Raw genomic sequence first — 17335 nt, 5'->3', positions numbered from 1 at the left:
AATGTCAAAATTCGCTATGGTTTTCCCAGGTCAAGGCTCACAAGCAGTTGGAATGCTTGCTGATCTTGCTCCACAATTCGCAATCGTTGAAAAGACCTTCGCTGAAGCCAGTGAAGTGCTAGGCTACGATTTATGGGATTTAGTTCAAAATGGTACTGCCGAAGAGCTAGGGCAAACTCAACGCACTCAACCTGCTTTATTAGCCGCATCGGTGGCGATTTTCCGTGTATGGCAAGAAAAATACCCTGAATTAAAACCGTCTGTAATGGCAGGTCATAGCTTGGGAGAATACTCTGCCCTAGTTTGTGCCGGCGTGTTAAACTTCCAAGATGCCATCAAATTAGTTGAATTACGTGGTAACGCAATGCAAGAAGCCGTGCCGGCAGGCAGCGGGGCAATGTATGCGATTATCGGTTTAGACAATGAAGCGATTATTAAGGCGTGCGAACAAGCCACAACTGAAACAGGTGAAATTGTTTCAGCGGTAAACTTTAACTCGCCGGGTCAAGTGGTGATTGCCGGTACAAAAGCGGCAGCAGAAAAAGCAGGTGAATTATGCAAAGCTGCAGGAGCAAAACGTGCGTTACCATTAGCAGTGAGCGTGCCTTCACACTGTGCGTTAATGAAACCAGCGGCGGAAAAATTAGCCGCAGCATTGCAAAATATCACGCTAAATCAACCGCTTGTACCTGTTATTAACAACGTGGATGTGGCAGTTGAAAGCGATGCAGATACCATCCGCAACGCACTTGTTCGTCAGCTTTATAGCCCCGTGCGTTGGACAGAAACTGTTGAAAAAATGGCACAAGATGGCATCACAACGCTTTATGAAATCGGTCCAAACAAAGTATTAACCGGTTTAACAAGCCGTATTGTGAAAGAGTTATCAGCACAAGCGGTAAACGATGTTGCCAGCCTTGAGGCAGTTCAAGCCTAATTTAAATGAGCGATAAAATGAGCAAAGAAACTTTATTTATGCTGTTCAGCGTATTGATTGCCTTAGTCATAGTGCCTGCCAGCTATATGTTTAGTAATGTCGATCCGCTTGAAAGTAGTTCCATATTTAAACAATTTGGTATGCTTTCGGTTGCCGCTGCTTGCTCATTTTTAGCTTACTTTTTGGCTATTAATCCGAAAATTCGCCGAGCTTTTATCGGCGGGGCAGCACTTACTACCGCGGTTATTCAAGCGTGGGCTATTTATGGCGTGCTATTAAGCAAAGGTGATCCAAAAGGTGCGGTCGTTTTATTTCAAATTTATTTATTAAGTAGTTTAGGATTATTGGTAGTCTCAACAATATGGGCGTTTGCTCGCCCACGTTGGATTTATCCGCAGCAAGGTTCAGCCGTTAAATACGCTTTATTTGGTGGCTCAACTACAGTAATAAACTACTTTATTGTTCTTTTTATTTTTTATATTTTCACGCTTTAATCGTCTTTTATAGGAGAATGTATGAGCAAAATCGCATTAGTTACAGGTGCAACTCGTGGTATCGGCAAAGCAATTGCTGAAGAATTGGTGGCAAAAGGTTACACAGTAGTTGGCACGGCGACCTCTGAAAAAGGTGCGGAGTCTATTTCTGCTTACTTAGGCGAAAATGGTAAAGGTTTAGTACTAAACGTGGCAGATGCAGAATCTATTGATTCTGTGTTAAAACAGATTAAAGAAACCTTTGGTGATGTGGATGTGTTAGTGAATAACGCTGGCATCACCCGTGATGGTTTATTAATGCGTATGAAAGATGATGATTGGTTCGACATCATTCAAACTAACCTTACATCAGTTTATCGTTTGTCTAAAGCTGTTTTACGCCCAATGATGAAAAAAGGCGGACGTATTATTAGCATTGGCTCAGTAGTAGGTTCAATGGGTAACCCGGGTCAAACAAACTATTGTGCCGCCAAAGCAGGTTTAGTCGGTTTTTCTAAATCCCTCGCAAAAGAAGTAGCAAGTCGTGGCATTACAGTAAACGTGGTTGCTCCGGGCTTTATTGCAACCGATATGACCGATGAACTAAACGAAGATCAACGCAATGCAATCTTAAGCCAAATTCCGGCTGGCGAACTTGGCTCTCCACAAGATATTGCAAAAGCAGTAGCATTCTTAGCCTCAGATGATGCACGTTATATCAACGGTGAAACCATTCACGTGAATGGTGGGTTATATATGAGTTAATATTTCCTTTCTATTTTGTTAAAAGTCGGCAATTTGCCGACTTTTCTTCTCTAAAAACGCATTTTTCCACAATATCAAGCGGTCTTTTTTTGCAAGAAGTTTGCAAATATGGCAAAATCCCCCCTTATTTTTTAATGTCTTTCCTTTTAATTTTAAGTAGTAATTATTATGACTAAAAATACCTTCATCGTGGGCTTTATGCTCTTTGCGATTTTCTTTGGGGCGGGTAACTTAATTTTTCCGCCAAAACTCGGTTTAGATAGTGGCGTTGATTTTCTACCTTCTATTATTGGCTTCGTACTTACCGGTGTTGGTTTGCCACTGCTCGGAATTGCCGTGAGCGGTTATTATCAAGGTGGTTACAAAGAAGCGTTGAGCAAAAATGTTCACCCTTACTTTTCTCTACTGTTTTTAATGGCAATTTATTTAACTATCGGACCATTCTTTGCAATTCCTCGTACAGGGGCAACGGCTTACCAAATGGCGGTTGTACCCTTTATTGGCGAAAATAGCACAGTTTCTTTATTGATATTTACACTCGTTTATTACTTGATTGCGGTATGGTTCAGCTTAAACCCATCAACGGTAGTAGATAGAATCGGGGCAATTTTAACCCCTGTATTGTTAGTTGCGATTTTAGCATTAGTTGTTAAAGCGGTTATCTTATTAGGCGGAAATGAATTGCCTGTAGCAGCAACTAAAGCTGATCCTGAAACCCCTCTCTTTACAGGTATTGTTGAAGGTTATTTAACAATGGATGCTCTAGCCTCAATTACTTTTTCTGTGATTGTGATTAGTGCAATTAAGGCGAAAGGTATCGGCGGTAAGGACTTAATCAAGCAGACTTCAATGGCTGGGGTAATTGCAGCTATTGCATTAGCAGCAATTTACATTTCTCTTGCGTGGATTGGTAATCACTATCCGATTAGTGCAGAAACTCTCGCAGAGCTGAATGCAAAAGGTCAAAACATCGGTACATTTATTCTTAATAGTGTCGCAACTGATACCTTCGGTGAGTTTGGTCGTACGCTACTGGGCGTAATTGTAACTCTTGCCTGTTTAACCACTTCAATTGGGTTAATCGTAACCACAAGCGAATATTTCAATGAAGTATTCCCGAAAATTTCCTATAAAGTGTATGTATTGATTTTTACGCTTATTAGCTTTGGCATTGCTAATCAAGGCTTAGATTTTGTTATCTCAAAATCAGTGCCGGTGTTGTTAGTGCTATATCCGATTGCGATGACGGTTATCTTCCTAATGTTTATTAACATCTTTATTAGACTGCCATTACTGGCTCAACGCTTACCATTAGCACTGGTTACTATTGTGTCCATTTTATCCGTTGCCGGTGTGGAAGTGATAAACGCTCTGCCGTTGAAATCTATTTCAATGGAGTGGATTCCGTTTGCAATTGCAGGTACAGTAATTGGTTATCTATTTGGTAAAAAAGCCTAATTAACAACATTTAGGGTGCGTTTATAAACGCACCTTTTTACTATAAGGAGTAAAAATGCCTGAATTACCCGAAGTTGAAACCAGCGTGCGAGGCATCGAGCCTTATTTAAAAGGACAAACAATTAAGCAAATAATGGTCCGCCAACCTAAACTACGCTGGGCAGTGAGCGATGAGCTTTCCGCAATGCAAAATGCAAAAATCGAAGCAGTAGAAAGACGGGCGAAATATCTGATTATTCGAACCGACAAAGGTGATATTTTAGTCCACTTGGGAATGTCCGGCTCACTTGGCATTTTGCAAGAAAACCAACAAAAAGAAATTGGCAAGCACGACCACGTCGATCTTATTACCCAAAACGGCACTGTTTTACGCTATAACGATCCTCGCAAATTCGGCTGCTGGCTATGGGCAGAAAAGGCTGAAAATCACGAACTACTACGTAAACTTGGACCTGAACCGCTTTCAGACGATTTCACACCCGATTATTTATTTGCAAAAAGTCGTAAAAAAACGACCGCTTGTAAAACCTTTATTATGACAAATGAAGTAGTTGTGGGCGTTGGAAATATCTATGCGTGCGAAAGTTTATTTATGGCTGCTATTCACCCTGAGCTTGCAGCACAAAATCTGACTAAAAAGCAATGCGAGCGTTTAGTGAAAACCATCAAAGAAGTACTAACTAAAGCCATTATTCAAGGCGGCACAACGCTCAAAGATTTTATCCAACCTGACGGTAAACCTGGCTATTTTGCTCAAGTGCTGCAAGTATATGGCAGAAAAGGGAAAGCCTGTAATGATTGTGGAAAACCCATTGAAACCAAAGTGATTGGGCAACGTAACACTTACTTCTGTCCGAAATGTCAGAAATTGCCTAAATAACCAAAAAGAGAGCAAAAGCTCTCTTTTTTCTTACCTAAACCTGCAACCAAAACGTAACAGGTCCGTCATTTTGTAAGCTAACTTGCATATCTGCGGCAAACTGCCCTGTCTGGGTATGAATTTTTGCCGCTGCTTGCTGATGAAAATAGTCGTATAAACGCTCAGCATCAATTGGAGCAGCTCCCTTTGAAAAACTTGGGCGTAAACCTTTGTTCGTATCTGCCGCAAGGGTGAACTGCGAAACCACGAGCAGGCTACCGCCAGCTTGCTGAACATTCAAATTCATTTTGTCTTGCTCATCAGAAAACACTCGGTAATTCAGCACTTTTTCTAATAGTTTATCGGCTTTAGCTTCATCGTCATCTTTTTCAACGCCAAGCAGAACCAATAAACCGTGCTGAATTTCGCCAACGGTTTGATTTTCTACTTCCACTTTCGCCCATTTAACTCGCTGAATCAATCCGATCATCTCTTTCTTTACCCTCTTCAATTTCTTTTAATATTGCGGAGAACTGACCGCCCAATAATACAACTTGCCAGCTTAACTGAATCCACACTAACATAATCGGTAACACTGCCAAGGCTCCGTAAATCGCTTGGTAAGATGGAAAAGCCGTGATATACCAAATAAAGGCTTGTTTACCCAAGGTAAAGAATACTGCTGCCAGTAATGCCCCAATGGCTGCGTGCTTAAATTTTACCTTTGTGATCGGGATAAATTTATACACCAAGGTAAACAGCAACCAAATCAAGAAAAACGGCATTAATTCTAATAAATGCTGCCCTAACGACAACGCCCCGGAACCACTAAAAATCGCTAATGACATCACATAAGTGCTGATCGCAATACTAGCTCCTGCCAACAAAGGTCCAAAGATTAAAATTAAAAAATAGAGCAAGAAAGAGAACCACATCGGTCTATTCTTATTGTTATGCCAAATAGTATTAAGAGCTTCATCAATGCTTTTAATCAGCATCAGTGCAACCACAAATAAACCGATAATACTGACGAGCCCCATTTTTTTTGCATTCGCCACAAACAGCTCAAGATATTCTGATACGGTATCACTTGCACTTGGGGCGAAGTTGTCGTAAATAAACGCCTTTAACATTTCACTGGCTTCATAAAACAGAGGGAAAAGCGTAAAAATGGAAAACAGCACGATAATTGACGGCACAATGGCAAGCATTGTGCTGTAAGTCAGATAACCTGCTGAAATCGCAATTTTATTTTCCGAATAACGCTTCGCAAACAATTTAAAAAATTCAAAAATCTGCTTCAGCATTCTAGCTCCTCACCAAATAATCGCTTTCGCACACCCATTTGTAGGTGGTGAGAGCCTCCAAGCCCATCGGGCCTCGGGCGTGTAATTTTTGCGTGCTAACCGCCACTTCCGCTCCTAAACCGAACTCGCCACCATCGGTAAAGCGAGTGCTAGAGTTAATGTAAACCGCTGCCGCATCAACCTGCTGCACAAATTGGCGAGCGGTTTGGTAATCGGAGGTTAAAATTCCCTCTGAATGTTGCGAGCCGTATTGGCTGATATGTTCTACCGCTTGTTGTAAATTATCCACCACGACAAGGTTTAGATCGAGGGAACCCCATTCTCTAGTAAGTTCTTCCTCTACAAGCGGTTCAATTCCGTCTGTTTTTTGCAAATCGTTGGTATGTAAAGTCACTTTTAATGCTTTCATTCTTTCTGCAAGTTTTGGCAAAAATTCGACCGCTACCGCTTTATCTACCAACAAGGTTTCAAGGGTATTACAAGTGCTTGGACGCTGGGTTTTCGCATTCGCAATCACCTCAAGCGATCTTTCCTGATCAGCCGTTTTGTCCACAAATAAATGGCATACACCAATGCCGCCCACAATCACCGGAATAGTCGAATTTTCTTTACAGAATTGATGCAAGCCCGCACCGCCACGAGGGATCACCATATCAATGTAACGATCAAGTTTTAGCAATTCCAATAATAAGGCACGATCAGGATCGGTCACTGCTTGCACCGCTAATTTCGGCAAACCGGCTTTTTCCAGAGCGGCTTGCACCACGTCCACCAGCACCGCATTGGTAAATTTGGTTTCCTTACCGCCACGTAAAATCACCGCATTGCCCGTTTTCAAGCAGAGCGAAGCGACATCAATAGTTACGTTCGGGCGAGCTTCATAAATGGTTAAAATCACACCCAGCGGCACACGCTGGCGTTCGATTTTCAAACCGCTGTCTAGCACACCGCCATCAATTATTTGCCCGACCGGATCGGCGAGTTTCGCCACATTTCGCACGTCGTTCGCAATGCCTTTTAAGCGGCTTTCGTTTAATAACAAGCGGTCAATAATCGCCGCTGAAATCCCTTGCGACTGGGCAAACTCAATATCTTTCGCATTCGCTGCCAAAATTTCCGCCGCACGTTGTTCAAGGCTATCGGCAATTGTTAGCAAGGCTTGATTTTTTTGACGATTTCCAAATTGTGCCAGCTCAAAACTGGCTTGTTTTGCTTGTTGAGCAAGGTCGATCATTTGCATAAATTTTTTCTCGTTTTTGTAAAATAAGTGTTAATCTACCATTTTCTTTTCTGAGAAGAAATATGCAAAAGGGAAGAAAATTGGATAGAATGGGGTTAATTTTTAGAAACCACCAAGGCAGAAAATGACAACCACCACTCCAAATCAACTTATCCATATCCTCCCCCCTCAACTGGCGAACCAAATTGCAGCTGGTGAGGTAGTGGAACGCCCTGCGTCCGTGGTGAAAGAGTTGGTGGAAAACAGCCTTGATGCCGGGGCGGACAACATTCAAATTGATATTGAGAAAGGTGGCTCACAACTGATCCGCATTCGAGATAACGGCTGCGGCATCAGCAAGCAAGATCTGCCGTTGGCACTCGCTCGCCACGCCACGAGCAAAATCAGCAGTTTGGAAGATTTGGAAGCCATTTTAAGCCTAGGCTTTAGGGGCGAGGCATTGGCGAGTATCAGCTCGGTTTCCCGTCTAACCCTCACCTCTCGCACCGCAGAGCAAAGTGAAGCGTGGCAGGCTTACGCACAAGGGCGAGAAATGGCAGTGGAAATTCAACCGGCTTCGCACCCTATCGGCACAACAATTGAAGTCGCTAATCTGTTTTTCAACACACCGGCACGCCGTAAATTTTTACGCACCGATAAAACCGAGTTCGCCCATATTGACGAAGTTATCCGACGCATCGCCCTGGCTAAACCGAACGTGAGTTTTACCTTAAGCCACAATGGCAAAATCGTACGCCAATATCGCAAAGTTGCCGATCAATCCGTAGAGCAAAAACAGAAACGGGTAGCAGCGATTTGCGGCGAGGAATTTATCCAAAACGCCAATTATATTGACTGGCAACACGGCGATTTGCACTTACACGGCTGGGTTGGCTCACCGATGCTTGCTCGTCCACAAAACGATCTTTGCTATAGCTATGTAAACGGGCGAATGATGCGAGACAAAACCATCAATCACGCAATCCGCCAAGCCTATGGAGAGAGCATTGCAACAGGAAACTACCCAGCGTTTGTGATTTTCTTAGATTTAGATCCTACAATGGTGGATGTAAACGTCCACCCGGCTAAACACGAAGTGCGTTTCCATCAAGGAAGGCTGGTACACGATTTTATTTTGCAAGGTGTCAGCAATAGTCTACAACAAGCACAGCCCACACTTGAACTACGGAACGAACTCAATGAACCAATGCCGGCTTATGCGAAAGACACTAACCGCCAAGCCGCTGGGCAAAATGTATTTACACAGCCCAAAGAGCCAATACAAGCGGGCGAATTTTCACAACAAAATGCAAATCGCTCTACTCACTCGCCTTTTACGCCGAAATTTGAGCGAAGTAGTAGTTCTCAATCAGCTCAAAAATGGTATAACGAACTCCTGAGTGGTTCAGATATTCGAGCAGAAAAAGTAGAAAGAACCGCTATTCAAATGCCAACATTTGAACCAAAAGTGGAAACAAAACCCGAACCTGTTTTGCAAAAAATGGAGCAAATTACACCGCTTGCAACCAACCATTCTCAAGCTTTAGCTATTGTGAAAAACCAAGCGGTATTAATGAAAGAAGGGGACGATTTTTACTTAATTCCACTAGCAAAACTTGCCGAGCTAAAATTTACTTATCAACTCAGTAAAGGGCAAGCTCAAGCCTTGCTCATTCCTCTTAACCTCACTTTAGATGAACCACAAACGGAACGCTGGCAACAATATAGGGAAGGATTATCAGAACTTGGCTTTTCGATTACCGAAAAACATTGGCAGGAGCAAACAAGGCTAACGCTTCTTTCCGTACCTCAAGCAGTAAGAGAGCAAAATCTGCAACAGCTACTCTTTGCATTATTCAACCAAACACAAGCGGTCAATTTAGCCGAATTTTTTGCAAAAAAATGTGAAATGCCAACCGCTTGCACTTTAAGTGAAGTGATTGCTCTGCTCTCAGAAATTGAACTTTATGCTAATGGGAAGAAAGAGGTTGAAAAAATCCGAACATATATTGATTTTTCTAGCTATTTATAAAAATGATAAAACTAAATAAACCCCTCGCCCTTTTTTTAATGGGTCCGACTGCCTCAGGCAAAACAGATTTAGCCATCGCTCTCAGACAGGAATTACCGGTTGAGGTAATTAGTGTGGACTCCGCCTTGATTTACAAGGGAATGGACATCGGTACGGCGAAGCCAAGTAAAACTGAATTGGAACTGGCTCCGCATCGCTTAATTGATATTTTAGACCCGGCGGAAAGTTATTCGGCGATGAACTTTCACGCCGATGCGTTGCGTGAAATGGCGGAGATTACCGCACAGGGCAAAATTCCGCTCTTGGTGGGTGGCACAATGCTTTACTACAAAGCCTTGTTGGAAGGGCTTTCACCGTTGCCGTCTGCTGCTCCAACTATTCGTGCCGAAATTGAAGCAAGAGCAGAGCAACACGGTTGGGCGGTTCTGCACCAAGAATTAGTAAAAATCGACCCTGTTGCTGGAACAAGGATTAATCCAAATGATAGCCAACGTATTAACCGTGCGTTAGAAGTGTTTTACATTACAGGTAAAACAATGACAGAACTTACTGCCCAACAAGGCGAAACGTTGCCGTATAACATTCTGCAATTTGCAATTGCACCACAAGACAGAGCTGTACTTCATCAACGCATTGAACAACGTTTTCATAAAATGATCGATCTGGGCTTTGAAGAGGAGGTCAAGCGGTTATTTTTGCGTGAAGATTTGCATATCAATTTACCGTCAATTCGCTGTGTGGGTTATCGCCAAATGTGGGAATATTTACAAGGCGATATTTCACTTGATGAAGCGATCTTCAAAGGGATTTGTGCTACCCGCCAACTAGCAAAACGACAAATTACCTGGCTTCGTAGCTGGCAAGGCGAACTGACCTGGCTAGATAGTCTAGATCCGACCAGCTCCAAAGAAAAAATGGTTGAAAAGATCGATCATTATTTAAATAATTGTGATAATATCTAAATGCCTTTGGCACTTATAACATAATTTGCTGTCCTAATATCAACACAAAACAATAAAAAGGAAAAATAAAATGGCAAAAGGTCAATCTTTACAAGATCCATATTTGAATGCACTTCGCCGTGAGCGTATTCCGGTTTCAATTTATTTAGTGAACGGCATTAAATTACAAGGTCAGATCGAATCATTCGACCAATTCGTGATCTTGTTAAAAAACACGGTGAGCCAAATGGTGTATAAACACGCTATTTCAACGGTTGTTCCTGCTCGTGCGTTATCGCATAACAACAATAACAACCAAAACCAGCACGCTCAAGCTGCAACAGAATCTACTGAATAACGGAATAATCAACATTATCAATCAAAAAATGTTAAATGAATCATTGCCAAACTCAGAAGAAGATGCTGGGTTTGGCTTTGCTTTATCTGAAGCAAGCCAAATTTCAGAAATCAACGAAGCTGCCGAAGACGGCAGAGATAAAGCTATTCTTGTGCATCTCTATCTTGGACAATATAAAGATGTCGAAAATCTGCTTGAATTTCAAACATTGGCAGAATCTGCGGGGGTTGAAGTACTGGCAACTCTAACTACAACTCGCCCAGCCCCCCATATCAAATATTATGTCGGACAAGGTAAAGCAGAAGAAATTGCTGAAGCGGTAGAACAACTTGAGGCAACCGTTGTGCTCGTAAATCATCAACTTAGCCCGGCTCAAACACGGAATTTGCAATCCTTATGCAACTGTCGTGTGGTGGATAGAACAGGCTTGATCCTCGATATTTTCGCCCAGCGTGCAAGATCACACGAGGGGAAACTACAGGTAGAACTGGCACAGCTTCGCCATTTATCAACCCGCTTAGTTCGCCGTGTAACCAATCAAGATCAGCAAAAAGGGGGAGCTGTTGGCTTACGAGGTCCGGGTGAAACTCAGCTGGAAACAGATCGCCGTTTGATCAAAGTGCGAATTCAGCAACTTTTAAGCCGTTTGGAAAAAGTCAGCAAGCAACGAAATCAAAATCGGAAAACACGTCAAAAAGCGGATATTCCAACTGTCTCCCTTGTTGGCTATACCAATGCAGGCAAATCTACCTTGTTTAATGCCATCACCCAAGCGGGTGTTTATGCGGCAGATCAACTATTTGCGACACTTGATCCGACGTTACGTCGCATTCAGGTGCAAGATGTTGGCACAACAATTCTTGCCGATACGGTAGGTTTTATTCGCTTTCTGCCACACGATTTGGTTTCTGCGTTCAAATCGACCTTACAAGAAACCACCGAAGCAACATTACTCTTGCACGTTATTGATGGTTCAGACGATCGCAAAAATGAAAATATTGATGCGGTAAATCAAGTGCTTGATGAAATTGGTGCACTGGAAATTCCAACACTTTTAGTCTTTAATAAAATAGATAAACTAGAGGGAGTCGAGCCACATATCGAACGTAATGATGATGGTATAGCTATTGCGATTTATCTTTCCGCACAAGAAAATCAAGGAATTGAGCTCTTATTCCAAGCAATACAAGAAAGGCTACGAAGTCATTTAGTGCGTGAAACGCTACTCCTCCCTGTTACTGCAGGGGCAATTTATGCCCAGTTTAAAGCTGAAAATTGCATTAAAACAGAACATTTCAACGATTTTGGTGAGCGTATTATTTCTATTGAAGTAAACGAAGTGCAATGGAATAAATGGTTGAAGCAGTTTCCTGAAATAAGCGAATACGTAGAACTTGCTAAATGGGCATAAAAATGAATAAGAGGCATTAAATGCCTCTTTTACCCTTTCAAGCGGTCAAATTTGTCAATTAATTTACAATTATTGTTGCAATACCAATCACCACTGTAAATATGCCTAACCAGATAAGTTGTAATTTTACACTTTTACGATTCACTTCTTGGTTGTGTAATCTACGTTGTTCGAGCTTCTTACGGTAAATTTCTAAATCCGCTTCTTTAAACGAGAAGCCACAATGTGGGCAACTTTCTACACTGTCACTAATCCGTTTTCTGCACTCCGGGCAGCGATGTAATGCCATAATTCTCCCCTTACAAGAATTGTGAATAATTTATTGCGAAAATTTTTCAATACAGATACGGTAATAATTTTGGTTATCTCGATTAAAAAAGATAAAGCTATCATTATCTTGTAACTTTTCACCCATAATATACCCGTTATCGCTATTGGTTGAGAGAATATAATATTTTTGGCTATCAATTTCTATATAATCGTAAGTTGTACGTAATCCTGCCCGAACATAGCCGATATGCAGAGAAAGCAAGCTAAAATAGAGAAAAATAAACAGATTGAAGAACCAAAAGTTTTCTCTTAATACCATTTTTCTGAAATCGAGGTCGAAAGCGGTATTGTTCCACCTATTCTGAAAAAAGAAAACGCTAAGGCACGTTATCAGAATGTAAATAATAGGAATATAAATCGGCACGAACCCAACAAAGAGATAAAAACTGAGCATAACCGGTGCGGCAAATACCGAAACAAGCACTATTACCCTTAGCCAGCCAAGATATTGGAAATAACTCAACTTAAATACTTTGTATAATAAATAATAACCAAGTGCGTAGCATAAAAATAAGACTACAGAAGTACCGAACACATAGGCAAGGCTTCTTGCCATACTGGCATTACCTATTTCAACGTGCCACCAAGGGTAGCCGTGAAAAAGTGCTTGCCCCCAGCCATAACAATAAGCGGTAGCGAAGCTGGTAATAGTAAAAAATGCAAGAGAAAATGAAGAATTGATAATTTTATTGATGTGTCTATAAAGCATAATCAGTTATACACCCCTCATTTAAGTTTACCTATTTTAGGGGGTAAAATGATAATATTTATTCTCTTTAAAGTGAATATTTAATTGCCTTCATTACTTAAACAATGTCTTTTTAGATTAAAAATACTTCATTTACTATACATTTATTTAGACAGCTTCATCATCAGTTTCACCCGTACGAGTACGAATGACTTGTTCAATATTCGCAACATAAATTTTGCCGTCGCCTACTTGCCCTGAATAAGAGGCATTTAAAATTGCATCAATCACCGCATCAGTTTGATAATCTGAAACTAATACTTCAACTTTAATTTTAAGACGAAAATCAATAGTATTAATTTGCGAAAGCTCTTCTTCGCTATGTCCATATTGCCGACCAAAGCCTTTTACCTCCGTTATAGTCATACCTTGAATGCCGATTTCTGAAAGAGCATCTCGCACTTGGTCTAACCTTGAGGGTTGGATAATGGTTGTGATGAGTTTCATTTGTTCTCCTCTTTTATTCGCTTACAGTAAGTATAAAAAGCTATATCTATGTGTGCAAGAAATATCATTTGATAACACTAAAACCATATTACAAGCGGTTGTTTTTTCAAAATTTTTTACACTTTTTTTGAAAAATGCGGCATAGAACACATTTTTCATTTTCGCTTACTGGTAAAATTTAGTGAGTTAAAATTTATGAAAATTTGAATAGGCACATAAGAATGAGCGAACAGTTTGAGTTGCCGAAAAATGGCACAGTTCGGTTATTGCAGATAACCGATCCGCATTTGTTTTCTCACACAGAGGAAACTCTGCTCAATGTTAAAACAGTCAAAAGTTTCTCAGCTGTCATTGAGCAGATACAAAAACAAATTGAGCAAACGCAACAAGGTTTTGATTTAGTTCTTTCAACGGGGGATTTAATTCAAGATCATAATATTGCCGGATATCACTATTTTGCCCAACTGACCGAGCCATTAAAAACACCGGTTGTATGGCTAGAGGGTAATCACGATGTTCAACCGAATATGGCTGAAATTTTAGGTGAGTATTCGCATATTTTACCGCAGAAGCAGATTTTAATCGGCGAGAAATGGCAACTTCTTCTATTAAATACACAAGTTGCCGGTATGCCTTATGGTGAACTTTGTTACCACCAACTAAAGTGGCTAGAAGAAAAATTAAATGAATACTCGGAACGTTTTACGTTAATCGCATTGCATCATAATATTCTGCCAACAAATTCTGCTTGGCTTGATCAGCACAGTCTAAAAAATAGTGATGAATTAGCAAAAATTTTACAGCCGTTTGATAATATCAAAGGGATTGTACACGGACATATCCATCAACAGGTAGATGATGTTTGGAATGGTATTCCTATTTACGCTACACCTTCGACTTGCATTCAATTCAAGCCGAATTGCGATCAATTTACCTTAGATTTGTTGCCTCAAGGCTGGCGAGAAATTATACTCCACGAAAATGGTGTGATAGAAACTACCGTCAAGCGGTTAAATTGCAATGATTTTTTACCAAATCTGAATGCTCTTGGTTACTAAAATAACCCATAGCCAGTTCAAAATAAAAGCCCTCAATTCTTATTTGAGGGCTATTTTTTTAGATGTTATTTTTTCTCTTCTGATTTTTTGATTAAATCATCTGGAATAAAGTTTTTCTGAATCGCTTCCATATGCGGAAGATTATGTGCAATACCTTTGTGACAGTCGATACAAGTTTTACCTTGTTCTTGAGCCAATGTGTGCATTTGCTGTGCCACTGTTTTTTGTTGGGTAAAGTCCATATCCTCGAAGTTGTGACAATTACGGCACTCTTGTGAGTCGTTAGCTTTCATACGCTCCCATTCACGGATTGCCATTTCACCACGGTGAGCTTCAAACTTCTCTTTAGTATCCACTTTACCGGTGTAGTGAGCATATACTTCTTTAGCCGCAATAATTTTACGTTGCCATTTCGGGAAGAACTCGTGCGGAACGTGGCAGTCTGAACAGATTGCTTTCACACCGCTACGGTTTGAGTAGTGAGCTGATGCACGATACTCCGGCACTACATCATTCATATGGCAGCTTGAGCAGAACTCTTCGGTATTGGTATAAGCAAGACCTGCGTTGAAACCACTCCACGCAAAAATACCACCTAATGCTGAAATTAGAATTACCGCACCAATCGCCATTTTACTTGGGCTACGAAGCCACTTACAAAATTTTCCTAACATATTTTACTCCTTACTTGTTTTCCACATATCCACGTACAGATTCAAATTTATTTTGAATAATCGGATTTACATCTGTTTGTTGCACGTGGCATTGCAAGCAGAAATAACGTCGAGGTGATTCATTCTCATATACTTTACCATTACGATCCATAAAATGGCTTGCAGGTAAACGTGTTGCACCTGTTGTTTTTGACGGCTCGATTGCGTGACAACCTAAACAGTGGTTTACATTTTTGCTCACTTGTAAGCCACGAATGCTATGTGGCACGAGAGGCGGTTGAAACGGGAAAGTTGTCGGAATATTGCCGGTATCTTTCTTCGGATTATGGAATCCAGGGGCAATACTTTCCGTTGTAGCATCAATACCACCGGAAAGTTTTGGTGCTTCTGCCGCTGCAAAACCGGTTAATGCAGCTAAAATTAAGGCAAGATATTTTCTCATTTGAGGTTCACTCCATTAGAATTCTTGTTTTTAAAGTAAAAACCAAGATAAAAATTTAAATATTTTTCACATCAATGCTGCCTTGAAAACGGGTTCCAAAGGCAAAGACATTTTCCGCACACACATCAATGCAACGTCCGCAAGTAATACAATCTTTCGATAAAATAACAGTACTTTCTTCAGGTTTTCCGTGTAGCGGCACTCGAAGCACTTGTGGCTCAGGGCAAACGTTGTAGCAATCCATACAGTTATCACAACGGTTACGATCAACCACCTTAACCTTTATCAGGCTTTTTGCTCCAATTAACGCATAAGTTGCACCAATCGGGCAGAGATGCCCACACCAGCCGTGTTCAGCCACTAAAAGATCGAATAAGAACACAACTAACACAAGCCATAGCGTTGCACCCAGTCCGAAAACAAAAACACGACCTAAAGCAGCAACAGGATTAATCCATTCCCATAATAGTGTGCCGGAAATCGCACTACCAACTAAAATCACCGCTAAAATCACATAACGCAAATTGCGGGAAATTTTGGCAGTTTGGCGAATGCCTAATTTTCGTCTTAACCAAGCAGCGGCATCAGTCACGATATTCATCGGGCAAACCCAGCTACAAAATAACTTGCTCCCGACAATCGCATAGAATGCAACAATAACTAACGCCCCGACTAGTACCGTCCATTCCGGGCGATAGCCTGTGGCTAATACTTCAGCTGCCATTAACGGATCAGTCATCGGCACGGTATCAAGCAATAAACTGCCGCTATAGTTGCCTTTTAAAATCCACACATTCCAAAGCGGACCGCTGATAAACATTAAAATAATGCTAAGCTGACTTAAACGTCTCAGAATTAAAAAGCGGTATGCGTGCCACCAACCTAATTTCTGACGTGCTTCTAAACCTGCATTTTTAGGAGAATTAGCTGACATTATTTCACCCCCTTCAAATTCAAGTCTAAATCAGGGAAATGTTCCGGTGCTTCAACAGTTGTGGAGCTTGGTACATAATCTTGAGTTGCACGACTTGGTGTTGACACTTTCACATCAGGTTTCACCTGCATATGTTGATATACAGGCTCGTGGTGACCTTCCGGCATTCTTGCCTCATAGGCTGGGCGTAAGCCATCCGGATGCACATCTTCAATTAATGATTTACCTGCGTTTTGTTTTTCTTTCCAGCCTAAACGGTAGTGACGACCAAGTAAGCCTTTCGCTAAATCCATTGGCAATACTTTGATTGCAGCCTCTTCCAATACGCAAGCCTGCTCACATTTTCCGCAACCTGTACAGGCATCAGAATTGACCGTTGGAATCAGTTTTGCGTGAATCACAGTACGGTCGTTATGAATTTCTTCGAGCGTGATCGCTTTATCAATTAAAGGGCAAACTCGATAGCACACATCACAACGCAAGCCTTGCCAGTTAAGGCAGGTTTCGTGGTCTAATAAGACCGCCAAGCCCATTCGAGCATCATCAATGTCTTTTAGCTCTTCACTTAACGCCCCGGTCGGACACGCGTTCATACACGGAATATCCACGCACATTTCGCAAGGTTTATCACGTGCGATGAAATAAGGTGTACCGGCTTCCAGAGGGGAAATTAGTGAAGCTAAGTGCAACATATCGTACGGACAAGCTTGTACGCACTGCCCGCAACGGGTACAAGCACTTAAAAAGTCTTGCTCCGGCAAAGCACCGGGTGGGCGTAATGCCACACCTTGGCGTGCTAAACTTTGTTTCTGCTGTAGCCCTAAAATCATGCCTACACCACAAACACCGGCAGTGGTGCGAGTCACATTTTTTAAGAACTGACGGCGATTTGGATCCATTTTCATTGAGGGTTCCTCTTATCTAAGCGGTTATTTTTTCCAA

General features: G+C 41.4%; 20 protein-coding genes. 10 read left to right on the top strand and 10 right to left on the bottom strand.

From position 1 onward, the window contains the following. Position 1: 1 nt before the first annotated feature. The 5 genes from fabD (at position 2) to mutM (ending at position 4513) form a co-directional block, all read left to right on the top strand. The gene (gene fabD / locus ICJ55_RS03420; protein WP_188157320.1) at positions 2-937 is read left to right on the top strand and encodes an ACP S-malonyltransferase; all 936 of its coding nucleotides are present in this window, start codon (positions 2-4) and stop codon (positions 935-937) included. 17 nt (positions 938-954) lie between these two features. Further along, positions 955-1431, top strand: a complete 477-nt coding sequence (locus ICJ55_RS03415; RefSeq protein WP_188157319.1) for a hypothetical protein — start codon at positions 955-957, stop codon at positions 1429-1431. Positions 1432-1452: 21 nt separating this feature from the next. Continuing rightward, positions 1453-2175: a 3-oxoacyl-ACP reductase FabG gene (fabG, locus tag ICJ55_RS03410; RefSeq protein ID WP_188157318.1), complete on the top strand. Its 723-nt coding sequence runs from the start codon at positions 1453-1455 to the stop codon at positions 2173-2175. Between the two features lie 168 nt (positions 2176-2343). Beyond that, the gene (gene brnQ, locus ICJ55_RS03405) at positions 2344-3633 is read left to right on the top strand and encodes a branched-chain amino acid transport system II carrier protein (RefSeq protein ID WP_188157317.1); all 1290 of its coding nucleotides are present in this window, start codon (positions 2344-2346) and stop codon (positions 3631-3633) included. A 55-nt stretch (positions 3634-3688) separates the two neighbouring features. After that, on the top strand, positions 3689-4513 hold the full coding sequence (mutM, locus tag ICJ55_RS03400) for a bifunctional DNA-formamidopyrimidine glycosylase/DNA-(apurinic or apyrimidinic site) lyase (RefSeq protein WP_188157316.1): 825 nt from the start codon (positions 3689-3691) through the stop codon (positions 4511-4513). A 34-nt stretch (positions 4514-4547) separates the two neighbouring features. On the opposite strand, the gene dtd is transcribed toward mutM, so the two are convergent. From dtd to proA, 3 genes are read right to left on the bottom strand one after another with little or no spacing between them, the layout of a single operon-like run. Then, entirely contained in the window at positions 4548-4982 is a 435-nt protein-coding gene (gene dtd, locus ICJ55_RS03395; protein WP_188157315.1) for a D-aminoacyl-tRNA deacylase, read from the bottom strand. Then, positions 4957-5799: a virulence factor BrkB family protein gene (locus ICJ55_RS03390; protein WP_188157314.1), complete on the bottom strand. Its 843-nt coding sequence runs from the start codon at positions 5797-5799 to the stop codon at positions 4957-4959. The genes dtd and ICJ55_RS03390 overlap by 26 nt, the downstream gene beginning before the upstream one ends. Before the next feature lies 1 nt (position 5800). Further along, positions 5801-7039, bottom strand: coding sequence for a glutamate-5-semialdehyde dehydrogenase (proA, locus tag ICJ55_RS03385; protein WP_188157313.1), 1239 nt, complete (start codon positions 7037-7039; stop codon positions 5801-5803). 124 nt (positions 7040-7163) lie between these two features. On the opposite strand from proA, the gene mutL reads away from it, so the two are divergent. The 4 genes from mutL to hflX all read left to right on the top strand — a co-directional run bounded on the left by mutL (position 7164) and on the right by hflX (position 11760). Then, a complete protein-coding gene (mutL, locus tag ICJ55_RS03380; protein WP_188157312.1) occupies positions 7164-9050 on the top strand; it encodes a DNA mismatch repair endonuclease MutL in 1887 nt (628 codons plus the stop codon). A gap of 2 nt (positions 9051-9052) precedes the next feature. Next, positions 9053-10012 (top strand): tRNA (adenosine(37)-N6)-dimethylallyltransferase MiaA, encoded by a 960-nt coding sequence (gene miaA / locus ICJ55_RS03375; RefSeq protein ID WP_188157311.1) that lies wholly within the window; start codon positions 9053-9055, stop codon positions 10010-10012. Positions 10013-10082: 70 nt separating this feature from the next. Further along, positions 10083-10349, top strand: a complete 267-nt coding sequence (gene hfq, locus ICJ55_RS03370) for an RNA chaperone Hfq (protein WP_188157310.1) — start codon at positions 10083-10085, stop codon at positions 10347-10349. A gap of 28 nt (positions 10350-10377) precedes the next feature. After that, positions 10378-11760, top strand: a complete 1383-nt coding sequence (gene hflX / locus ICJ55_RS03365; RefSeq protein ID WP_188157309.1) for a ribosome rescue GTPase HflX — start codon at positions 10378-10380, stop codon at positions 11758-11760. Positions 11761-11818: 58 nt separating this feature from the next. On the opposite strand, the gene ICJ55_RS03360 is transcribed toward hflX, so the two are convergent. The 3 genes from ICJ55_RS03360 to ICJ55_RS03350 all read right to left on the bottom strand — a co-directional run bounded on the left by ICJ55_RS03360 (position 11819) and on the right by ICJ55_RS03350 (position 13285). Further along, a complete protein-coding gene (locus ICJ55_RS03360) occupies positions 11819-12049 on the bottom strand; it encodes a zinc ribbon domain-containing protein (protein ID WP_188157308.1) in 231 nt (76 codons plus the stop codon). 30 nt (positions 12050-12079) lie between these two features. Further along, the gene (locus ICJ55_RS03355; protein ID WP_188157307.1) at positions 12080-12799 is read right to left on the bottom strand and encodes a hypothetical protein; all 720 of its coding nucleotides are present in this window, start codon (positions 12797-12799) and stop codon (positions 12080-12082) included. A gap of 147 nt (positions 12800-12946) precedes the next feature. Further along, positions 12947-13285 (bottom strand): P-II family nitrogen regulator, encoded by a 339-nt coding sequence (locus ICJ55_RS03350; protein ID WP_188157306.1) that lies wholly within the window; start codon positions 13283-13285, stop codon positions 12947-12949. 221 nt (positions 13286-13506) lie between these two features. Here ICJ55_RS03350 and cpdA point away from each other — a divergent pair, with 221 nt between their 5' ends. Then, complete coding sequence (gene cpdA / locus ICJ55_RS03345) at positions 13507-14343, top strand: 3',5'-cyclic-AMP phosphodiesterase (RefSeq protein ID WP_188157305.1); 837 nt, start codon at positions 13507-13509, stop codon at positions 14341-14343. A gap of 65 nt (positions 14344-14408) precedes the next feature. Here the strand turns inward: cpdA and ICJ55_RS03340 are convergent, their stop codons facing one another. From ICJ55_RS03340 to napG, 4 genes are read right to left on the bottom strand one after another with little or no spacing between them, the layout of a single operon-like run. Next, entirely contained in the window at positions 14409-15017 is a 609-nt protein-coding gene (locus ICJ55_RS03340; protein WP_188157304.1) for a NapC/NirT family cytochrome c, read from the bottom strand. A gap of 10 nt (positions 15018-15027) precedes the next feature. Then, positions 15028-15459, bottom strand: coding sequence for a nitrate reductase cytochrome c-type subunit (locus ICJ55_RS03335; RefSeq protein WP_188157303.1), 432 nt, complete (start codon positions 15457-15459; stop codon positions 15028-15030). Between the two features lie 55 nt (positions 15460-15514). After that, positions 15515-16393, bottom strand: coding sequence for a quinol dehydrogenase ferredoxin subunit NapH (gene napH / locus ICJ55_RS03330; protein ID WP_188157302.1), 879 nt, complete (start codon positions 16391-16393; stop codon positions 15515-15517). Further along, entirely contained in the window at positions 16393-17298 is a 906-nt protein-coding gene (gene napG, locus ICJ55_RS03325; RefSeq protein ID WP_188157301.1) for a ferredoxin-type protein NapG, read from the bottom strand. Before napG ends, napH begins: the two co-directional genes overlap by 1 nt. Positions 17299-17335 lie beyond the last annotated feature (37 nt).

The sequence above is a fragment of the Mannheimia bovis genome (genome assembly GCF_014541205.1).
Classification (GTDB): Bacteria; Pseudomonadota; Gammaproteobacteria; order Enterobacterales; family Pasteurellaceae; genus Mannheimia; species Mannheimia bovis.
Note: the sequence above shows the minus strand (reverse complement) of the source record. Positions and strands in the feature narration are given on the sequence as shown.